The organism is Haematobacter missouriensis, from assembly GCF_000740775.1.
Lineage (GTDB): Bacteria > Pseudomonadota > Alphaproteobacteria > Rhodobacterales > Rhodobacteraceae > Haematobacter > Haematobacter missouriensis.
The window spans coordinates 43,650-60,626 of sequence record NZ_JFGS01000012.1 but is presented as its reverse complement, the minus strand read 5'-3'; the positions used below and the strand labels follow the sequence as shown (position 1 = coordinate 60,626).

Here is a 16,977-nt window from a genome sequence, read left to right as displayed (position 1 = left end):
TTGCCCGAAGCCGCGGCCGGGGTGTGCCGCAGGGCGGTGATTGCCGTTCCGGCAACCCCGTTCTGTGCCCGTCCGCCAAGACCGTCTGGCCGGAGGGGCCGATGAGCGATGCGATGGAACTGGTGGTCTGTACCACCTGCCGCCTGCAAGGTGCCGACTCAACCGTGGCCCCCGATGCGCCCCGCGATGGCGCGCGTCTGTCTGACGCGCTTGCGCGCGCGGGCATCGACCACCGGCGCCAGCAATGCCTGTCGGCCTGCTCGAAGGGTTGCGCCGTGGTCCTTCGCGGGCGCGGGCGCTGGACCTATGTGCAGGGCGCCCTGAACCCGGACCTCCACCTCGATGACCTGATCGCCATGATCCACGCCTATGCGGCCGCGCCCGATGGCGTGGTGCCGTGGCGTGCGCGACCCGAGGTCATCCGCAAGAACACCATCGCCCGCATCCCGCCTCTGGAGGATTGAATGTCCATCGAAAAGACCCCCGTCACCATCGTCACCGGATTTCTGGGCGCGGGAAAGACCACGCTGATCCGGCATCTTCTGCAGAATCCCGGCGGGCGCAGGCTGGCGGTGCTGGTCAACGAATTCGGCGATGTCGGGGTGGACGGCGACCTGATCCGCGCCTGTGCGGATGCCGATTGCCCGGAGGCGAATATCGTCGAGCTTACCAACGGCTGCATCTGCTGCACCGTCGCCGATGAGTTCATCCCCTCCATCGAGCGGCTGATGGCGCTGGAGCCGCGGCCCGATCATATCGTGATCGAGACCTCCGGCCTTGCCTTGCCGAAGCCGTTGCTGAAGGCGTTCGACTGGCCCGACCTGCGCTCGCGGATCACGATCGATGGCGTGGTGGCCGTGGCGGATGCAGAAGCGGTTGCGAAGGGCCTTTTCGCGCCTGATCCAGCGCATCCGGGCGACGCGTCGGAGGTCGATCACGAAACGCCGCTGTCGGAGGTGTTCGAGGATCAGATCGCCTGCGCGGATATCGTGCTGCTGTCGAAGGCCGATCTGGCCGGTGAGGCCGGGTTGGCGGAAGCGCGCAGGATAATCGGAGCCGAAGCACCCCGCGCGCTGCCGATGATCGCACTCACCGAGGGGATGATCGACCCCCGCGTCGTGCTTGGGCTCAACGCCGCCGCAGAAGATGGGCTGGACGCCCGCCCCTCCCACCACGACGGGGAGGAGGAGCATGACCACGACGATTTCGACACCATTGTCCTCGACATGCCGGAGATAGCCGATCCGCAGGCGCTGGCCGACCGGGTCGCCGCGCTGGCGGGCGAGCAGAGGATTCTCCGCGTGAAGGGACATGTGGCGGTCAGGGACAGACCACTCCGCCTTCTGGTGCAGGCCGTCGGCCCGCGCGTTCGCCATCAGTTCGACCGCCTCTGGGGGGAGCAGCCGCGGCAGGGGCGGCTCGTCGTCATCGCGGAGAAGGGCGATCTCGATGCCGAAGCCGTGCGGGCGGCGCTCCTCTGATGCACGTCCTGTTCCGCGAAAGCCACGGGCTGGAGGAGACGGCCACGCCGCAGGATCTGGGGCAATCGCCTGCGGATCTTGTGGTGTTGTCGTTCTCCGACAGTGATCTCGGGGCTTTCGCGGCGGGCTGGCATCGGGGGCGGGAGGGGCTGCCCTCGTTGCGGCTGGCCAATCTGTCCGCGCTCGCCCATCCGCTGTCCGTGGACACATATATTGACCGTACGCTTTCGGGGGCCAAGGGAGTTCTGATCCGGCTCATCGGGGGCGCATCATGGTGGTCCTACGGCGTGGAACAGGTTTCGCGGCTGGCACGGGAGAGGGGCATCGCCCTTGCCATCCTGCCTGCCGACGGGTGCCCAGATCCGGCTTTGGACGTTGCCTCCACGCTCCCCTTGGCGACGCTGCGAAGGCTTTCCACCCTCTGCGAAGCAGGGGGAGAAATCGCGGCGCAAGGGGCTCTGGCACAGCTTGCTCTGGCCGCGGGGCTGTATGCCGGACCCGTCCCCGGGTCCAAGACGCTGCCCTCCTTCGGCTTCTGGCATCCCGATACCGGCCCGACGTGCGATCCGCCCGGCGACACACGGCCGTTTGTCGCCCTTCCGTTCTATCGCGCTTGGCTCGCTTCTGCGGATACGGATGGGATCGCGGAACTGATCCGGGGCTTTGAACGGGAGGGCTTTCGCGCCGCGGGTCTGTTCCTGCCAAGCCTGAAGGACAGCGCGGCCGCCGCATGGCTTCGTGACATCTTGCCTGCGCTGGCACCTGTCGCGATCGTCAACACTACCGCCTTCTCCGCCCGAAGCGAGGGGGCGTCGCCGCTCGAAGCGGCCCGTGTGCCGGTGTTTCAGGCTATCCACGCCACGTCCACACGCGCGGCGTGGCAGGAGTCCGGGCGCGGCCTTTCCCCCTCCGATCTGGCCATGCATGTCGCGCTGCCGGAGGTGGACGGGCGGATCGGTGCAGGCGTGATTTCTTTCAAGGAGCAGCGGGCGCGGAATGCGGATCTGCAGTTCACCCAGTCCCGGCATGGGGCGGATGCGCCCGGTATTGCCGCGACGGTCGCCCGTGTGCGCGCTTGGCACCGGCTTGCGATGCTGCCTCCCGCAGAGCGACGCGTGGCGCTTGTCCTGTCCACCTACCCCGGCAAGGCCCACCGAGCGGCACATGCCGTAGGACTCGACGTGTTTGCATCGGCAGAGGCGATGCTTGAGGATTTGCGCGAGGCAGGCCATTCGGCGCCCTCCGGCCCCGCGCTGGAAGCGGCACTCGACGAAAGAGTGCAGTGGCCCCTCGCCTCCTACCGCCACGCACTCCAAAGCCTTCCCGAAGCATTGCAGGCGGAGCTGCGCGCGACCCACGGCGATGTCGCGGGTGCGGACTTCGCCTTTCACGCCACCCGTCGCGGCAACCTTTTGCTGGCGCTTCAACCGGAGCGCGGCGGCGGAGAGGACCGGGAGGACGCCTATCACGATACGACCCGCGTCCCCTGCCACGCCTATGCCGCCTTCTACCTCTGGCTGCGCGAGCAGGTGGATGCCATCGTGCATATCGGCGCACATGGCACGCTGGAATGGCTGCCCGGCAAGGCCGCTGCGCTTTCGCCTGTGTGCTGGCCGCAGGCGCTGACCGGCGCGATGCCGGTAATCTACCCGTTCATCGTCAACGATCCGGGAGAGGCCGCGCAGGCACGCCGCCGCCTTGGTGCCGTGACGCTCGGCCATCTGCCCCCGCCGCTGGCCGAGAGCGGCCTCTCACCGGAACTTCTGCGGATCGAGCGTCTGCTGGATGAGTATTCCACCGCCGACGGGCTGGACCCGCCGCGCCGCACCCGGCTGATCTCCGCCATTCGCGAGGAGGCCCAGCGGGCGGGCATCGAGGACGACCTTGGCCTTCCGGGGAACGCATCGGCGGCGGAGGCGATCCCGCGTATCGACCGCTTCGTCTGCGACGTGAAGGAAAGCCAGTTCGGCGAGGGACTGCACATATGGGGTCGCGGCACGCCGCAGGCGGGGGGCGGACTGGCAGGGGATCGTGCCTCCGTCGAGGCGGAGCAAAGGTCTCTTCCCGCCGCCCTCTCCGGCAAGCCAATACTGCCCGGGCCGTCCGGCTCACCTTATCGCGGGCGCAGTGACGTTCTCCCGACAGGGCGCAACATGTACGGCACGGACCCGCGCGCCGTTCCTTCGCGCGCGGCTCACGCACAGGGGGTAAAACTGGCCGAGGAACTGGTCCGGCGCCACCTGCAGGATAGGGGCGATTACCCACGCGGACTGGTGGTCAATCTCTGGGGCTCGGCGACGATGCGAACGGCGGGAGAGGACTTCGCCATGGCGCTGCATCTCGCCGGTGTGAGGCCCGTCTGGGACGATGCCTCCGACCGGCTGACGGGTTACGAGATCATTCCCCTCGCCCTCATGGATCGGCCACGGACAGAAGTGACGCTGCGGGTTTCGGGCCTGTTCCGGGATGTCTTTCCCGATCTTGCACAGCTTTTCGAAGCCGCGATCGGGGCGCTCGCCCTCAGGGACGAGGCCGCTGACATGAATCCCTACGTCGCATCGCCCGGAGGGCCCCGGGTCTTCTGCCCGAAACCCGGCAGCTATGGTCTTGGCATTACGCTCGGCGATCTCACGGAGGATGGGCGCCAGGCGGCGGGCGAGGCATGGCTCGCGGCCTCTGCCCATGACGCGAACGGTGCACCCGCCCGTGCCGCGCTGGAGGAGCGCTTGCGAAACGCCGACAGTTTCGTCCACACGCAGGATCTCCCCGAGACGGACCTTCTCCTGGCCGAAGACTATGCGGCGCATGAGGCCGGTTTCGCGGCGGCAATGGCCCGGATCGGGGCGATGCCGCCCGCGCTCTACCACCTTGACGCGACGCGGCCCGAACGCCCCCGCGCCCGTCCGTTGGCTGAGGAAATCGCCCGGGTGGTCCGGGCAAGGGCAAGCCATCCCGCCTGGATACGCGGCATGATGCGGCACGGCTTTCGCGGCGCGGCGGAAATCGCCGCCACGCTCGACCACATGGCCGCCTTTGCCCATCTCGCTGGTGTCGTGCCCACGCATCTGTTTGACCTTTACCACGCGGCGACGCTCGATGAACCGGACGTTCGGGCTTTCCTCGCCCATGCAAATCCGGCGGCGCTTGACGCCATGGAGGGGTGTTTCGCAGCTCTTGCCGAAGCGGGGCTCTGGCGATCCCGTTCCAACAGCCGCGCAGCGGGGCTGACATGAGCCACAACGTAAAGGGCTGGTGTCCAGGCGCGCTCCGCCCCATGGAATCCGGGGATGGGCTGATAGTCCGCCTTCGCCCCCGGGCCTCACGCCTCGGAATCGGGCAAGCGCTGGCCCTCGCCGATCTGGCGGAAGCGCACGGGTCTGGGGAATTCGATCTCGGTAACCGCGCGAGTCTTCAGTTCCGTGGCATCCGGCAGAAATCGCTTCCCGAACTGCACCAGGCGCTGCACACCCTCGACCTGCTCGACGATGATCCCGCGAGGGAAGCGCGGCGGAACATCCTGACGACCCCCATAACGAATGATCCAGAGACCCTCGGGCTGAGCGCCGCGCTGGAGGCCGCGCTGGCGGAGGATCTGGACCTCCCTGCGAAATTCGGCTTTGCCGTGGATACCGGCGCAAGGGCGATCCTCGGCGGCGCCTCCGCCGATATACGGCTCGAACGTGCGAAGGAGGGGTTGATTGTGCGCGCGGACGGGATGGCGCTTGGGGAACGGGTCAGCGCGGCAACAGCCGTCGAGCGGGCTATGGATATCGCCAGGTGGTTCAGCGCGCATGCGGCCGACCATCGCCGCATGTCCACCCTCATCACCGCGGGCGGTGAGCCTCCGTTGAAAGCCGCTTCTCCGCCGCTACGGGGCGAGCCGCTCCAACCGGCCGAGACGGAAGCGGGGAGTTGCGTGGCGCTCCCCTTCGGGCGGTTGACGGCGGCGACGCTCCGCGCGCTCGCCACGGGACCCCTGCGCCTCACCCCTTGGCGGTCGGTGCTCGTGGGGGCGGTGGTGGCGCCCGCGCCGGACTGGATCATCGACCCGGCCGATCCCCGGCTCCGGGTCAGCGCCTGTCCCGGGAAGCCGTCCTGTGGCTCTGCAAGCGTGGTGACACGGGAGCTGGCAGCGGGGCTGGCCCCGCACCTGCCGGGTTCAGCATCGCTGCATGTGTCGGGATGTGCAAAGGGCTGTGCGCATCCCCGATCCGCAGACATCACGCTCACCGGTCGCATGGGCAGATTTGACCTGATCCGCAACGGGCGTGCGTGCGACCCCCCCGCCCTTCAGGATCTATCCATCGACGACGTTCATACCCTGCTGAGAGGCCCGCTTGCCCCACCTTTATGAAACAGACGGCGCGGCCATCTATCGCGCCAGCTTCGCCACAATCCGCGCCGAGGCCGATCTTGCCGGCTTCACCTCCGAGGAGGAGATCGTCGCCGTGCGGATGATACACGCCGCGGGGATGGTGGAACTGGCGGCGCATATCCGCTTTTCCCGCGATTTCGCCACTGTCGCCCGCGCGGCGCTGGAAGCGGGCGCACCGGTTCTTTGCGATGCACGCATGGTGGCGGAGGGCATCACCCGCACCCGCCTACCCACCGGCAACGCGGTGATCTGCACCCTTCACGAAAGGGAGGTTCCCGATCTGGCCAACCGGCTGGCAACCACCCGAAGCGCCGCGGCGGTTGAGCTGTGGCGTCCGTGGCTGGCGGGCGCGGTCGTCGCGATCGGCAATGCACCCACCGCGCTCTTTCACCTGCTCAACATGCTTGAGGACCCGGCCTGCCCACGTCCGGCGGCAATCGTTGGTTGCCCCGTAGGATTCATCGGAGCGGCGGAGTCCAAAGCGGCGCTCATCGCAGACAACCCCGCGCCATGGTGCTCGATCGAAGGACGGCTTGGCGGTTCCGCCGTCACCGTAGCGGCTGTCAACGCTCTCGCCAGTCGGAGCGAATGATGGGAAAGGTCATCTGCATCGGCCTTGGCCCAGGAGACCCTGACCTGATGAGCCTGCGCGCACATCGGCTCCTGACCACTGCCCGGGTTGTCGCCTACTTCCGCAAGCCCGGACGGGAAGGACAGGCGCGCCGCATCGTTGACGGGCTGATCCCCGCCGCGGCCGAGGAATGGCCGATGGAATATCCGGTGACGACGGAGGTTCCCTTCCGCGACCCCGCTTACGGAGCCGCCCTCGCCCCCTTCTACGACATTTGGTCCACACGCCTGGCCGAGCAGACCCGGGAGACCGATGTGATCGTGCTCTGCGAGGGAGACCCCTTTCTTTACGGCAGCTTCATGCATCTGCATTCGCGCTTGCCCGCCGGAATGGTGGATGTCGTGCCCGGTATTCCCGGCATGGCGGGCTGCTGGACCGCGACAGGCCGGCCGATCACGTGGGGCGATGATGTGCTGACCGTGATTCCCGCGACCCTGCCGGAGGCGGAACTCGCCCGCCGCGCAGAAGACACGGATGCCTTGGTCGTCATGAAGATTGGACGAAATCTCGCCAAGCTGCACCGCGCGTTGGCCACCGCGGGAAGGCTCGCGGATGCCTGGTTGGTGGAAAACGGCACGATGCCCACCGAACGGGTGCGCCCCCTGCGCGAAGTGGAGGGCGAGGTTCCGTATTTCTCCATCGTGCTCGTGCACGGTCGAGGGCGGAGACCATGACCGCTCCGCAGCCCGGCTGGATCACCGTGGCGGGCCTTGGTCCCGGTGCCTCCCGCATGATTACGCCCGAGGTGGAGCAGGCGTTGGCCGAAGCCACCGACGTCGTCGGTTATCAGCCCTATGTCGCCCGCATCGCCCCGCGTCAGGGGCTATCGCGTCATGCCTCGGACAATGGGGACGAGCTGGAGCGCGCCCGTCACGCGCTGTGTCTCGCGGCGGAGGGGCGGCGGGTGGTGATCGTCTCCTCCGGCGATCCCGGCGTCTTCGCCATGGCCTCGGCGCTGTTCGAGGCGCTGGAGAAGTTGCCGCAGAGCCCATCGCGGGCAGAGCCAGACATCCGCGTCCTCCCTGGCATCACCGCCATGCTTGCGGCGGCGGCCGCGGCTGGTGCTCCGCTCGGGCACGATTTCTGCGCGATCAATCTCTCCGACAATCTCAAACCCTTCGATCTCGTGCTCAAGCGTGTGCGGCTCGCGGTGGAGGCGGATTTCGCCATGGCGTTCTACAACCCCCGATCCCGCACGCGACCCGCACAGTTCGGTGCCGTGCTGGCCGCCCTGCGGCAGCTGTGCGAACCGGAACGGCTGCTGATCTTTGCCCGCGCCGTGTCCACCCCCGATCAGGAGCTCCGAACGGTTGCCCTTTCGGAGGCGTTGCCGGAAATGGCGGACATGCGCACCATGGTCATTGTCGGCTCATCCCGGACACGCCGGGTCGGCCCTTTCGTCTATACCCCGAGGTCGGCATGACACCAGCGGAGCACGTCCTCCACTCTCGCTACGCTCTCACCCGCACTGGCGGGCCGCTCGACCATCAGCACGGGCAGGCCCAGCAGGCGTGCCGCATGGAGCTTGGCCCTTGCCCCCTCCCCGCCGGCATTCTTGGTGACGATGATTTCCGTGCCGTGCCTCTCAAGAAGCGCCCGCTCCGCCCCGGTATCGAAGGGCCCGCGCCCGATGACGACACTGCAATCCCGGAAGGGCGGCGGTGTCACGGGCGGATCGACCAGACGGAGCAGGTAGCGATGCTGCTGAACTCCCGCGAAGGCGCCCAGATGCTGCCGTCCGATGGCGAGAAACACCCTTCTCGGCACCCCGGACAGCGCAGCCGCTGCAGCCTCCATATCGGGCAGCGACACCCAGCGATCCCCCGCTGCCGGCCTCCAGACAGGGCGCTCCAGCCGGAGAAGCGGTATACCTGTCCTGTGACAGGCAGTACGCGCATTGCGGCTTATCTTTGCCGCGAAAGGATGCGTGGCGTCCACGACCCTGCCGATCCCCTCCCGCAGGAGATATTCCACCAGCCCCTCCACCCCGCCGAAGCCGCCGATCCGAACAGGAACCGGCTGCGCGCGCGGTGTGAGCGTGCGTCCGGCATAGGAAAGGATCGCCGGGAGCTGCGCATCTGCCATCGCGCCGGCAAGATGGCTGGCTTCCGTCGTGCCGCCAAGTATCAGGATCGGACGCATGGGTGAGTGGCTTTCGATCATCGGTATCGGCGAAGATGGCCCGGATGGCCTGTCCGCCGCAAGCCTCCGTGCCCTCGCGGCGGCAGAGGTGGTCTTCGGCGGCTCCCGACACCTGGGAATGATAGATCATCCGCAGCGGCGGGCCTGGCCTGTGCCGTTCTCGGTGGAGCCGGTCCTGAGGCTGCGGGGAAGGAAGGTTGCAGTGCTCGCTTCCGGCGATCCCTTCTGGCACGGCGCGGGGGGAACGCTGACGGCCCGGCTGGACAGAGGGGAATGGCGCGCCTTCCCGGCACCCTCGGTTACGGCTCTGGCCGCGGCGCGTCTTGGCTGGCGGGAAGAGGAAACATTGCGGCTGGGCCTTCACGCAGCACCGCTGCGGTCGCTCCGCCGCCATCTTGCACCCGGCCTACGCGCCATTGTGACGCTTCGGGACGGCAGGGCGGCTGGCGAACTTGCCGAATGGCTCACCGGCGAGGGCTTCGGCGAGACGCGGCTTACCCTGATGGAACGGTTGGGGGGCGGGTCGGAGCGTATCCGGGAGGCCACGGCGGCGGAATTTGCGTTGGCCGGGATTGATCCGCTGGTGATCGCCGCGATCGAAATCGCCGGTAAGGGCCCGGTAATCCCGCGTTGCTCGGGGGTGCAGGACGGCCTGTTCGATCATGACGGACAAATCACCAAGCGCCCGATCCGTGCGCTGGCGCTCTCGGCGCTCGCACCACGTCACGGGGAACTGCTGTGGGATATCGGCGCTGGCTCCGGGTCCGTCGGTATCGAGTGGATGCTCTGCGATCCCACCACCCGCTGCATCGCCATAGAGCAGGACCCCGCGCGCGCCCTCCGCTGCCAGAGCAACGCCGCCAGTTTCGGCGTGGCACTGGAAGTGCGGACGGGCGCGGCACAGGACGTGCTCGCAACGCTAGCTGATCCGCATGCGGTCTTTGTCGGTGGCGGTGCCGATGACGCCTTGCTCCATTCGCTCTGGAAGCGGCTCGCGCCCGGCATGCGCCTCGTGATCCATGCCGTCACGCTGGAGACGGAGGCGCTGCTTGCCAGCTGGCATGGTGTTCATGGCGGCAGCCTCCTGCGCATCGAGCTTTCGGAGGCCCGTCCGTTGGGGCGGAAACGGGGTTGGAAGGCCAGCTACCCGGTGGTCCAATGGAGCATCACCCGATGATCGCCGGTATCGGGTTCCGGACAGCTGCGACGATGGACTCCGTGCTCGACGCACTGGAACGGGCCGGCGCGACAGACTGCCGTCGCCTCGCGCTGCCGCAGGACAAGCTCCATCACACCGCGGCAACCGCCCTGCGCGAAGCAGGCTACCTGCTGATCCCGATAGCGCCACACGCCATGTCGGCCCAATCCACGCTAAGCGAGAGCGCCGCTTCCCGTGCGGCCCGTGGCACCGGCTCCGTGGCGGAGGCCTGCGCCCTCGCGGCGGCCGGAGCGGGCGGGCGGCTGGCAGGCGCCAGAGCCATATCCGGCGACCGGATGGCGACAGCCGCCCTCGCCGTAACGGGAGACATTCCATGACCGTCCACTTCATCGGCGCCGGTCCCGGCGCGCCCGACCTGCTGACCCTTCGGGGCCGTGATCTGATCGCGGCATGCCCTGTCTGCCTCTATGCCGGATCGCTGATACCGGAGGCGGTGCTGGCTCACTGCCCTCCCGGAGCCCGGTTGGTGAATACCGCGTCCCTCGATCTCGACGCCATCGTGGCGGAAATCGCGGCGGCTCACGGCGCGGGTCAGGACGTGGCGCGGCTGCAGTCCGGCGATCTCTCCGTCTGGTCGGCGATGGGGGAGCAGCTCCGCCGGCTCCGCGCGCTAAACATACCCTATACGGTGACCCCCGGTGTGCCGTCCTTTGCCGCCGCTGCCGCGACTCTGGGCGTGGAACTGACGCTTCCCGGCGTTGCCCAGAGCGTGGTGCTGACACGGACAGGCGGGCGCGCCTCGCCGATGCCAGGTGGAGAACGGCTGGCGGCCTTTGCCGCGACCGGAGCCACGCTGGCCCTTCATCTGTCCATTCACCGGCTGGCCGAAATCGCGGCTGAGCTTGAAGACCACTACGGGCCGGAGTGCCCGGTGGCGGTGGTGTGGCGGGCAAGCTGGCCAGAGGAGCGGGTGGTGCGCGGCACCCTCGCCTCCATCGTCCCGCTTGTGGGCGAGACGATGGAGCGGACGGCGCTCATCCTTGTTGGCCCCGCGCTCGCCCAGGATGGATTCGAGGAAAGCCGCCTCTATGCCGCTGATTACGACCGACGCTTTCGCGCAGGCCGGCTGGACGCCGTGAAACCATGACGTCCGGCCTCCTTGTCTCCGCCCCCCGGTCAGGCTCCGGCAAGACCACTGTAATGCTCGGCCTGCTCCGCTGTCTGGCGGAGGACGGCATTGCGGTGCAGCCCTACAAATGTGGGCCGGACTACATTGATCCGGCCTTTCACCGCGCTGCATCCGGGCGTGAGAGCTTCAATCTCGACAGTTGGGCCATGCCCCCCGGTCTCCTCGGCGCGCAACTGGCACGGGGCGGAGAGATGGCTCTGGCGGAAGGCTCCATGGGGCTGTTCGACGGGGTGGCGACAGCGGGCGAACACGGAACCGGGGCCAGCGCCGACATCGCCGCGATGACGGGTTGGCCGGTTGTGTTGGTCCTGGATGTTTCAGGTCAGGCACAGACAGTGGCGGCAGTCGCGGCGGGTTTGGGCGCGCTCCGCAAGGGTGTCCGCGTCGCGGGAGTGATCCTCAATCGCGTCGCTTCCCCCCGGCATGAGCGGCTGTGCCGCCTGTCTCTGGAGGAAGTCGGCATCCCGTGTTTCGGCGCCCTGCCTCGGCGGGGTGATCTGACCCTGCCGGAGCGGCATCTGGGGCTTGTGCAGGCTGTGGAACACCCCGATCTGGAGACAGCCGTCGCCCGATACGCGTCTTTCCTGCGCACGCATCTGGACCTCGCCGCGCTGAAGGCCGCCGCCTCCGGCGGGACGATGGCGTTCGAGGCAGAGCACCTGCCGCCGCCTGCACAGCGGATTGCCCTGGCGCGGGACGCAGCCTTTTCCTTTGCCTACCCGCATCTTCTGGACGGCTGGCATCGGCGGGGTGCGGAAATCCTGCCGTTTTCCCCGCTCGCCGATGAGCCGCCTCCAGAAGCGGACCTCTGCTGGCTGCCCGGCGGCTATCCCGAACTTCACGCGGGCCCAATCGCCGCGTCAGAGAGGTTCCTGTCGGGTCTGCGGCGGTTCGCAGCGACGCGGCCCGTTCACGGGGAGTGTGGCGGCTACATGGTGCTGGGCGAGACGCTGGTTGACGCGCATGGCACCTCGCACCTGATGGCGGGGCTGCTTGGCCTTGTCACCAGCTACGCCACCCGGCGCATGCACCTCGGCTACCGGCTGGCCGAATTGCGGGCGCCACTCCCCGGTCTCCCTGCGGGAACGCGGCTCAGAGGACACGAATTCCACTATTCCACAATTCTCTCACAGCCAGACGCGCCGTTGGCCCGTGTCGAGGACGCCGACGGCGCGCCGGTGGCGGAGACAGGCTCCCATCGGGGAACCGTCAGCGGCACGTTCTTCCACCTGATCGCGAGGGCCTCATGACCGGCTTCGTCAGTTTCGTCTCCTCCGGCCCGGGCGACCCGGAGCTATTGACGGTGAAAGCCGCCAGACGTCTGCGTCGGGCGCAGGTCGTGCTCTATGACGACCTTTCCGCTGGTCCAATCCTCGACATGACGCCCCCCGGCGCGGAATTGATCTCCGTCGGCAAGCGAGCGGGCCGCGCCTCGCCCCGGCAGTCACATGTGAGCAGGCTGCTGGTCGATCACGCCCGGACCGGTGCCCTTGTCGTGCGGCTGAAATCCGGAGATGCCGGCGTGTTCGGGCGGCTCGAGGAGGAGATCTCCGCCCTCCACCAGGCGGAAATCCCGTTCGAGATCATTCCCGGAGTGCCGTCGCCCTGCGCCGCCGCCGCCGCTGCGGGCATTCCGCTGACCCGGCGCGGCATCGCGCGGCGGGTACAGTTCGTTACCGGCCATGACGTGACGGGCGCGCTGCCGGAAGAACTGAACTGGGCCGCTCTTGCTGATCCGGGCGCGGTCACGGCGGTTTTCATGGCACGCGCAACCTTCCCGGAACTCGCCGAGCGGCTGATCGCGCAGGGCCTGCCAGAGAATACCCCCGCGCTCATGGCCGAAGGTGTCTCGACCCCGCGTCAACTTCTCCACCGTGACACGGTGGCCGGTCTCGCAGCGCGGCTGGCCGTCGCGCTGCGGGAGGAGGCGCCGACGCTGATCCTCTATGGTGCGCTCGCCGAGTGACGGCGCAGAAGATAGGTATCCATGATCCAGCCATGTTCTGTCCGCGCGGCGGCCCGCGCCGCCACGATACGCGGGCCTGCTTCTGCCAGCGGGCCGTGATCGACGATCTGGTTCGACATGCCCAGAAATGCTCCCCACCAGATGGTCACGTCCTGAGGCTCCAAAGTCCGAAAGGCGCATTCTCCGTCTAGCATCACCAGAAGTGTTTCCACGCCCTCCGGCCAACCCTCCTCCCGGAGCCGTCGCCCCGTCGTGACGAGGAATGGCTCCCCCACCGCGTTCAGGGGAATGGCGTGTGCGGCGGTCAGGGCCTGCGGCGCCATGATGCCCGGAATGACCGTGATGCGCGCCGGTCGCCCAAGCCTGCCCGCAATGCGGAGCGTGCTGTCATAGAGCGCCGGATCCCCCCAGACCATCAGTGCGACCACTCGCGTGTCGGAATATGCCGACAATGCGTCCTGCCAGGCGCGTGCAATCGCATCGTGCCACTCGTCAACACGTGCGAGATAGTCATGGATCGACGGATCGCGGACGGGCATGTCGAACTCGACCATCCGCGTCGCGGGGTTGCTGACCACATCCGCGAAGATACTCCGACGGAGTGCGGCCAGATCGCCCTTTTCCTCGCCCTTGCGGGGAAGGAGCACGACATCCGCCCGGTTCAGCGCCCGGATCGCCTGAAGTGTCAGATGCTCGGGATTTCCCGTGCCAATGCCGATCAGTATGACTTCCAGCGTATCAGTCATCCGGCCGCGCGTCCAGAATCTGGCGGAACCGCTCGGACGCCCGTTTGGGCAGGTCGGGCGGCAGGTCGGCTTCCGCAGGCTCACCCACGTCGATCAGCATCACCATGCCCATCGCGTAATGGGGCGAGCACTTGATGCCATAGGAACCGGGGACAGAGAGCGTGACAGCAAAGTCCTCGTTGATCCTCGATTTGAATGCATCGGCACCCGCGGGGATCATCCCGTCGATGGTCGCGGCATTGTGGCCGGGCTGGGTGGACAGGAAGCGCACCGTATCCCCCGGCGCGATGCGGAGGTAGGAGGGTTCGTAGATCATCGCCCCGTTCTCGCTCCGATTGTACATCTTCACGTCATGGGTTTCAGCAAGGACCGGACCCGTCATCAGCGCGAGCATCAGGGCGGCATGTTTCACGTATCGCATCGTCATTCCTCAAGGCAGCAGAAACGCAGAATGGTCGCCCTATCGGCGGGATCGGTCAGGCGGCGCGCGCCGACGCGGAAGATCGTGGCCAACCGTGCGGGTGTCAGCACCTCCTCCGGTGGGCCACAAGCGGCAAGTCTGCCGCCGTCCATCACCGCGATCCGGTCGCAGCCCATGGCTTGATTGAGGTCGTGGAGCGCTACGATCACCGTCACGGGAAGCTGTTCCACCAGTCGGAGAAGGCCGAGTTGATGGTGGATATCAAGATGATTGGTAGGCTCGTCCAGAAGCAGCAGCCGCGGACGCTGTGCAAGCGCGCGGGCGATATGGATACGCTGGCGCTCCCCCCCGGACAGGGTTGACCAGAGCGCCGCCGCCATATGACGCATCTTCACCGCGGCCAGCGCCTCCTCCACGATGGTGTCATCCTCTTCGCCGAACGGCCGGAGCGCGGAGAGCCATGGCGTTCGGCCCAGTTCGACCACATCCCGAGCCGTCAGGGCTTCCACCGTGTCGGCCTGCTGCTCGACAAAGGCGATACGGCGGGCAGCCTCCCGCCGATGAAGCCGGGAGAGCCGAACGTCATCCAGCCACACCTCCCCCTCACCCCGCGGAACCAGCCCGGCGATGAGGCGGAGGAGCGTGGATTTCCCCGATCCGTTCGGCCCTATCAACCCCAGCGTCTCACCCGATGCCACGTCGAGGCTCACCCGCTCCACCAGCGACCGGGCCTGAACGCGCCAGCCGAGATCTCTGGCCAGAACCCTCATGATAACCTCCGGTTGCGGATCAGGATGAGCGCGAAGCCCGGCGCCCCGACCAGGGCGGTAACCACGCCTATGGGCACGACCTGCCCAGGAATGAGCATGCGGGACACGATATCGGCGGCAATCAGGAACACCGCGCCCGTCAAGGCGGAAAGCGGCACCAACGCCCCGTGCCGCGGCCCGGCCACGAACCGGACAGCATGGGGAATGACCAGACCGACGAAGCCGATGGAGCCGACGAGGCTCACCATGACGGCGGTCATCAGCGTCGTCGCGCCGATCAGCAGCAGGTTAACCCGCCGAACCGAAATCCCGAGCGACGCCGCGGAGCGCGCGCCGAAGGAGAATGCATCCATTGCGCGGACATGGGCGACGCAGACGATCAGCCCGAGCAGAACCACCGGAATGGCCAGCGCCACATCGGGCCAACGCACCCCGGACAGGTTGCCCAGCAGCCAGAACATGATCCCGCGCGCCTGCTCCGCATTCGCGGATTTGGCGATGAAGAAGCTCGTCAGAGCGTTGAAAAGCTGCGATCCGGCGATCCCGGCAAGCACGAGCTGCGCTGGTCCGCCGCCCGCCGCACGGGCGAGCGCTGCCACCAGCAGAAAGGCCAGCGCTGCCCCGCCAAAGGCCCCCGCCGACAACCCGATCGCCCCGCCGCCAAGCCCGAGGATGGTCACCGCAACCGCCCCCGTCGATGCCCCGGCGGACACGCCCAGCAGATACGGGTCGGCCAGCGCATTGCGTATCAGCGCCTGAAGCACGACACCGGAGAGCGCCAGCCCCGCCCCACAGGCCGCGGCGACCAGTGTCCGCGGCAGCCGGTAGTTCCAGATGATTGCCGCCTCTATCGCATCGACAGACTGCGCCGCCCCTAGCAACCGGTTCGCCAGGACCGCCGCAACCGTTTCCACGGGCAGCGGCATCTCACCGATCACGACCCCGGCAAGGATCGCCAGGACGAGGACACCGGCCCCAAGCGCAGCGATCCACGCCGGGGCAGCAAGGCGCGCGCGCAGGCCGATGTCAGCGGTCATTTCAGATCAAAGGAGGGCAGCGCATCGGCAAGCGTTTCAAGCGCGCTCACATTACGGATGGAGGGGTCCATGGAATGGGCGTCCAGCACGACGATCCGGTTTGCCTTCACCGCATCCATCTGGCTGGCGACCGGATCCGACTTCAGGAAGGCGAGCTTCTTCTCATAGTCGTCCGCCTCAAACCGGCGACGGTCCATCCGGGCTATCACGATGACGCTCGGATTGGCGCGCGCAATGGTTTCCCAGCTCACCACCGGCCATTCCTCATCGCTCTCGATGATGTTCTTGAGGCCGAGTTTTTCCATCATGTAAGCGGGCGGACCCTTGCGACCGGCGACGTAAGGATCGACATCCATCTCCGCCGAGGAGAACCAGAACACGGCAGAGGCATCCTTCAACCCCAGCGCCTGTGCCTTTTCTGTCGCAGCCTCTTCCCGTGCACGGAGATCGGCCACCAGCGCATCGCCCCGTTCTGGCACGTTGAAGATGCGGGAGAGCTCCCGCACCCCCGCATGGATGCTTTCCATCTCGAACATCGCGGACCGGGTGCCGTCCGAGCCTACCGCATTATCCTTTTTCCAGCAGTCGGCAGGCAGGATGTAGGTGGGGATACCCACGTCGCGGAACTGCTCGCGCGTGGCCACGATGCCCTGCGGCCCGACGTGCCACTCATACTGAACCACCACCAGTCCGGGGCGCTTCCCCACGACGGACTCGAAGCTCGGATCATTGTCCGCGAGTCGCTCCACCCCGGCGTTCAGGTCTTTGAACTCAGGCAGCACGTCGGTGAACCAGACCGAGGTTCCCGCCACCTTGTCAGCCAGCCCCAGCGCATAGAGCACTTCGGTCGCCGCTTGGCCGACCGTCACCGCGCTGGCGGGAGCTGCGTCGAAGGTCAGGTCCATACCGCAATTCTTCAAATGAAGCGGATAGGGACTCTCCGCGAGCGCGGGGGATGCCACGGCCGCCGCGCCCAGCAAGGCGGCCAGAATGTTTCGCGCGATCATGCGATCTCTCCGATCAGGATGATGGTCCCGGCGGATGCGGAGAGGAACGGCCA

General features: G+C 67.4%; 18 protein-coding genes. 12 read left to right on the top strand and 6 right to left on the bottom strand.

Annotated elements, in window-relative coordinates; translation table 11 throughout:
- Nucleotides 1–101 precede the first annotated feature (101 nt).
- Genes CG51_RS09555 through cobJ form a run of 7 tightly spaced genes read left to right on the top strand, consistent with a single transcriptional unit; the run spans nt 102 to nt 7,910 of the window.
- A complete protein-coding gene (locus CG51_RS09555; RefSeq protein WP_035744309.1) occupies nt 102–464 on the top strand; it encodes a DUF1636 domain-containing protein in 363 nt (120 codons plus the stop codon).
- Entirely contained in the window at nt 465–1,481 is a 1,017-nt protein-coding gene (gene cobW / locus CG51_RS09550; protein WP_035744307.1) for a cobalamin biosynthesis protein CobW, read from the top strand.
- Complete coding sequence (gene cobN, locus CG51_RS09545; protein WP_035744305.1) at nt 1,481–4,714, top strand: cobaltochelatase subunit CobN; 3,234 nt, start codon at nt 1,481–1,483, stop codon at nt 4,712–4,714. Before cobW ends, cobN begins: the two co-directional genes overlap by 1 nt.
- A complete protein-coding gene (locus tag CG51_RS09540; protein ID WP_035744303.1) occupies nt 4,711–5,835 on the top strand; it encodes a hypothetical protein in 1,125 nt (374 codons plus the stop codon). The genes cobN and CG51_RS09540 overlap by 4 nt, the downstream gene beginning before the upstream one ends.
- Complete coding sequence (locus CG51_RS09535; RefSeq protein ID WP_035744301.1) at nt 5,819–6,448, top strand: precorrin-8X methylmutase; 630 nt, start codon at nt 5,819–5,821, stop codon at nt 6,446–6,448. Before CG51_RS09540 ends, CG51_RS09535 begins: the two co-directional genes overlap by 17 nt.
- On the top strand, nt 6,448–7,161 hold the full coding sequence (gene cobI / locus CG51_RS09530) for a precorrin-2 C(20)-methyltransferase (protein ID WP_035744298.1): 714 nt from the start codon (nt 6,448–6,450) through the stop codon (nt 7,159–7,161). Before CG51_RS09535 ends, cobI begins: the two co-directional genes overlap by 1 nt.
- A complete protein-coding gene (cobJ, locus tag CG51_RS09525) occupies nt 7,158–7,910 on the top strand; it encodes a precorrin-3B C(17)-methyltransferase (protein ID WP_035744296.1) in 753 nt (250 codons plus the stop codon). The genes cobI and cobJ overlap by 4 nt, the downstream gene beginning before the upstream one ends.
- Here cobJ and CG51_RS09520 read toward each other — a convergent pair.
- Complete coding sequence (locus CG51_RS09520) at nt 7,889–8,629, bottom strand: cobalt-precorrin-6A reductase (protein ID WP_035744294.1); 741 nt, start codon at nt 8,627–8,629, stop codon at nt 7,889–7,891. The genes cobJ and CG51_RS09520 overlap by 22 nt on opposite strands.
- On the opposite strand from CG51_RS09520, the gene CG51_RS09515 reads away from it, so the two are divergent.
- The 5 genes from CG51_RS09515 to cobA are packed head-to-tail and all read left to right on the top strand — an operon-like array spanning nt 8,628 to nt 12,943.
- The gene (locus CG51_RS09515) at nt 8,628–9,806 is read left to right on the top strand and encodes a bifunctional cobalt-precorrin-7 (C(5))-methyltransferase/cobalt-precorrin-6B (C(15))-methyltransferase (protein WP_035744292.1); all 1,179 of its coding nucleotides are present in this window, start codon (nt 8,628–8,630) and stop codon (nt 9,804–9,806) included. The two genes, CG51_RS09520 and CG51_RS09515, sit on opposite strands and share 2 nt — an antisense overlap.
- On the top strand, nt 9,803–10,165 hold the full coding sequence (locus CG51_RS09510) for a cobalamin biosynthesis protein (protein ID WP_035744420.1): 363 nt from the start codon (nt 9,803–9,805) through the stop codon (nt 10,163–10,165). The genes CG51_RS09515 and CG51_RS09510 overlap by 4 nt, the downstream gene beginning before the upstream one ends.
- On the top strand, nt 10,162–10,935 hold the full coding sequence (cobM, locus tag CG51_RS09505; RefSeq protein WP_035744290.1) for a precorrin-4 C(11)-methyltransferase: 774 nt from the start codon (nt 10,162–10,164) through the stop codon (nt 10,933–10,935). The genes CG51_RS09510 and cobM overlap by 4 nt, the downstream gene beginning before the upstream one ends.
- Nucleotides 10,932–12,227 carry a cobyrinic acid a,c-diamide synthase CobB gene (locus CG51_RS09500; protein WP_035744288.1) on the top strand — a complete coding sequence of 432 codons (1,296 nt, stop codon included), beginning with the start codon at nt 10,932–10,934 and terminating at the stop codon, nt 12,225–12,227. The genes cobM and CG51_RS09500 overlap by 4 nt, the downstream gene beginning before the upstream one ends.
- Nucleotides 12,224–12,943, top strand: a complete 720-nt coding sequence (gene cobA / locus CG51_RS09495) for a uroporphyrinogen-III C-methyltransferase (RefSeq protein WP_035744286.1) — start codon at nt 12,224–12,226, stop codon at nt 12,941–12,943. The genes CG51_RS09500 and cobA overlap by 4 nt, the downstream gene beginning before the upstream one ends.
- On the opposite strand, the gene cobF is transcribed toward cobA, so the two are convergent.
- Genes cobF through CG51_RS09470 form a run of 5 tightly spaced genes read right to left on the bottom strand, consistent with a single transcriptional unit; the run spans nt 12,922 to nt 16,924 of the window.
- A complete protein-coding gene (gene cobF / locus CG51_RS09490) occupies nt 12,922–13,689 on the bottom strand; it encodes a precorrin-6A synthase (deacetylating) (RefSeq protein ID WP_035744284.1) in 768 nt (255 codons plus the stop codon). The two genes, cobA and cobF, sit on opposite strands and share 22 nt — an antisense overlap.
- The gene (locus tag CG51_RS09485; protein WP_084695127.1) at nt 13,682–14,110 is read right to left on the bottom strand and encodes a pseudoazurin; all 429 of its coding nucleotides are present in this window, start codon (nt 14,108–14,110) and stop codon (nt 13,682–13,684) included. Before CG51_RS09485 ends, cobF begins: the two co-directional genes overlap by 8 nt.
- 2 nt (nt 14,111–14,112) lie before the next feature.
- Nucleotides 14,113–14,880: an ABC transporter ATP-binding protein gene (locus tag CG51_RS09480; protein ID WP_035744279.1), complete on the bottom strand. Its 768-nt coding sequence runs from the start codon at nt 14,878–14,880 to the stop codon at nt 14,113–14,115.
- Nucleotides 14,877–15,917, bottom strand: coding sequence for a FecCD family ABC transporter permease (locus CG51_RS09475; RefSeq protein WP_084695126.1), 1,041 nt, complete (start codon nt 15,915–15,917; stop codon nt 14,877–14,879). Before CG51_RS09475 ends, CG51_RS09480 begins: the two co-directional genes overlap by 4 nt.
- Nucleotides 15,914–16,924, bottom strand: a complete 1,011-nt coding sequence (locus tag CG51_RS09470) for an ABC transporter substrate-binding protein (RefSeq protein WP_035744276.1) — start codon at nt 16,922–16,924, stop codon at nt 15,914–15,916. Before CG51_RS09470 ends, CG51_RS09475 begins: the two co-directional genes overlap by 4 nt.
- Nucleotides 16,925–16,977 lie beyond the last annotated feature (53 nt).

Excerpts from the sequence above, each read along its gene's own strand:
- CG51_RS09515 (WP_035744292.1), top strand. The coding sequence starts at position 8,628 with ATGGGTGAGTGGCTTTCGATCATCGGTATCGGCGAAGATGGCCCGGAT.
- CG51_RS09500 (WP_035744288.1), top strand. The coding sequence starts at position 10,932 with ATGACGTCCGGCCTCCTTGTCTCCGCCCCCCGGTCAGGCTCCGGCAAG.
- CG51_RS09470 (WP_035744276.1), bottom strand. The coding sequence starts at position 16,924 with ATGATCGCGCGAAACATTCTGGCCGCCTTGCTGGGCGCGGCGGCCGTG.
- CG51_RS09510 (WP_035744420.1), top strand. The coding sequence starts at position 9,803 with ATGATCGCCGGTATCGGGTTCCGGACAGCTGCGACGATGGACTCCGTG.
- cobA (WP_035744286.1), top strand. The coding sequence starts at position 12,224 with ATGACCGGCTTCGTCAGTTTCGTCTCCTCCGGCCCGGGCGACCCGGAG.
- CG51_RS09520 (WP_035744294.1), bottom strand. The coding sequence starts at position 8,629 with ATGCGTCCGATCCTGATACTTGGCGGCACGACGGAAGCCAGCCATCTT.
- CG51_RS09540 (WP_035744303.1), top strand. The coding sequence starts at position 4,711 with ATGAGCCACAACGTAAAGGGCTGGTGTCCAGGCGCGCTCCGCCCCATG.
- cobW (WP_035744307.1), top strand. The coding sequence starts at position 465 with ATGTCCATCGAAAAGACCCCCGTCACCATCGTCACCGGATTTCTGGGC.
- cobF (WP_035744284.1), bottom strand. The coding sequence starts at position 13,689 with ATGACTGATACGCTGGAAGTCATACTGATCGGCATTGGCACGGGAAAT.
- cobI (WP_035744298.1), top strand. The coding sequence starts at position 6,448 with ATGGGAAAGGTCATCTGCATCGGCCTTGGCCCAGGAGACCCTGACCTG.
- CG51_RS09485 (WP_084695127.1), bottom strand. The coding sequence starts at position 14,110 with ATGCGATACGTGAAACATGCCGCCCTGATGCTCGCGCTGATGACGGGT.
- CG51_RS09555 (WP_035744309.1), top strand. The coding sequence starts at position 102 with ATGAGCGATGCGATGGAACTGGTGGTCTGTACCACCTGCCGCCTGCAA.
- cobM (WP_035744290.1), top strand. The coding sequence starts at position 10,162 with ATGACCGTCCACTTCATCGGCGCCGGTCCCGGCGCGCCCGACCTGCTG.
- cobJ (WP_035744296.1), top strand. The coding sequence starts at position 7,158 with ATGACCGCTCCGCAGCCCGGCTGGATCACCGTGGCGGGCCTTGGTCCC.
- CG51_RS09480 (WP_035744279.1), bottom strand. The coding sequence starts at position 14,880 with ATGAGGGTTCTGGCCAGAGATCTCGGCTGGCGCGTTCAGGCCCGGTCG.
- CG51_RS09475 (WP_084695126.1), bottom strand. The coding sequence starts at position 15,917 with ATGACCGCTGACATCGGCCTGCGCGCGCGCCTTGCTGCCCCGGCGTGG.
- cobN (WP_035744305.1), top strand. The coding sequence starts at position 1,481 with ATGCACGTCCTGTTCCGCGAAAGCCACGGGCTGGAGGAGACGGCCACG.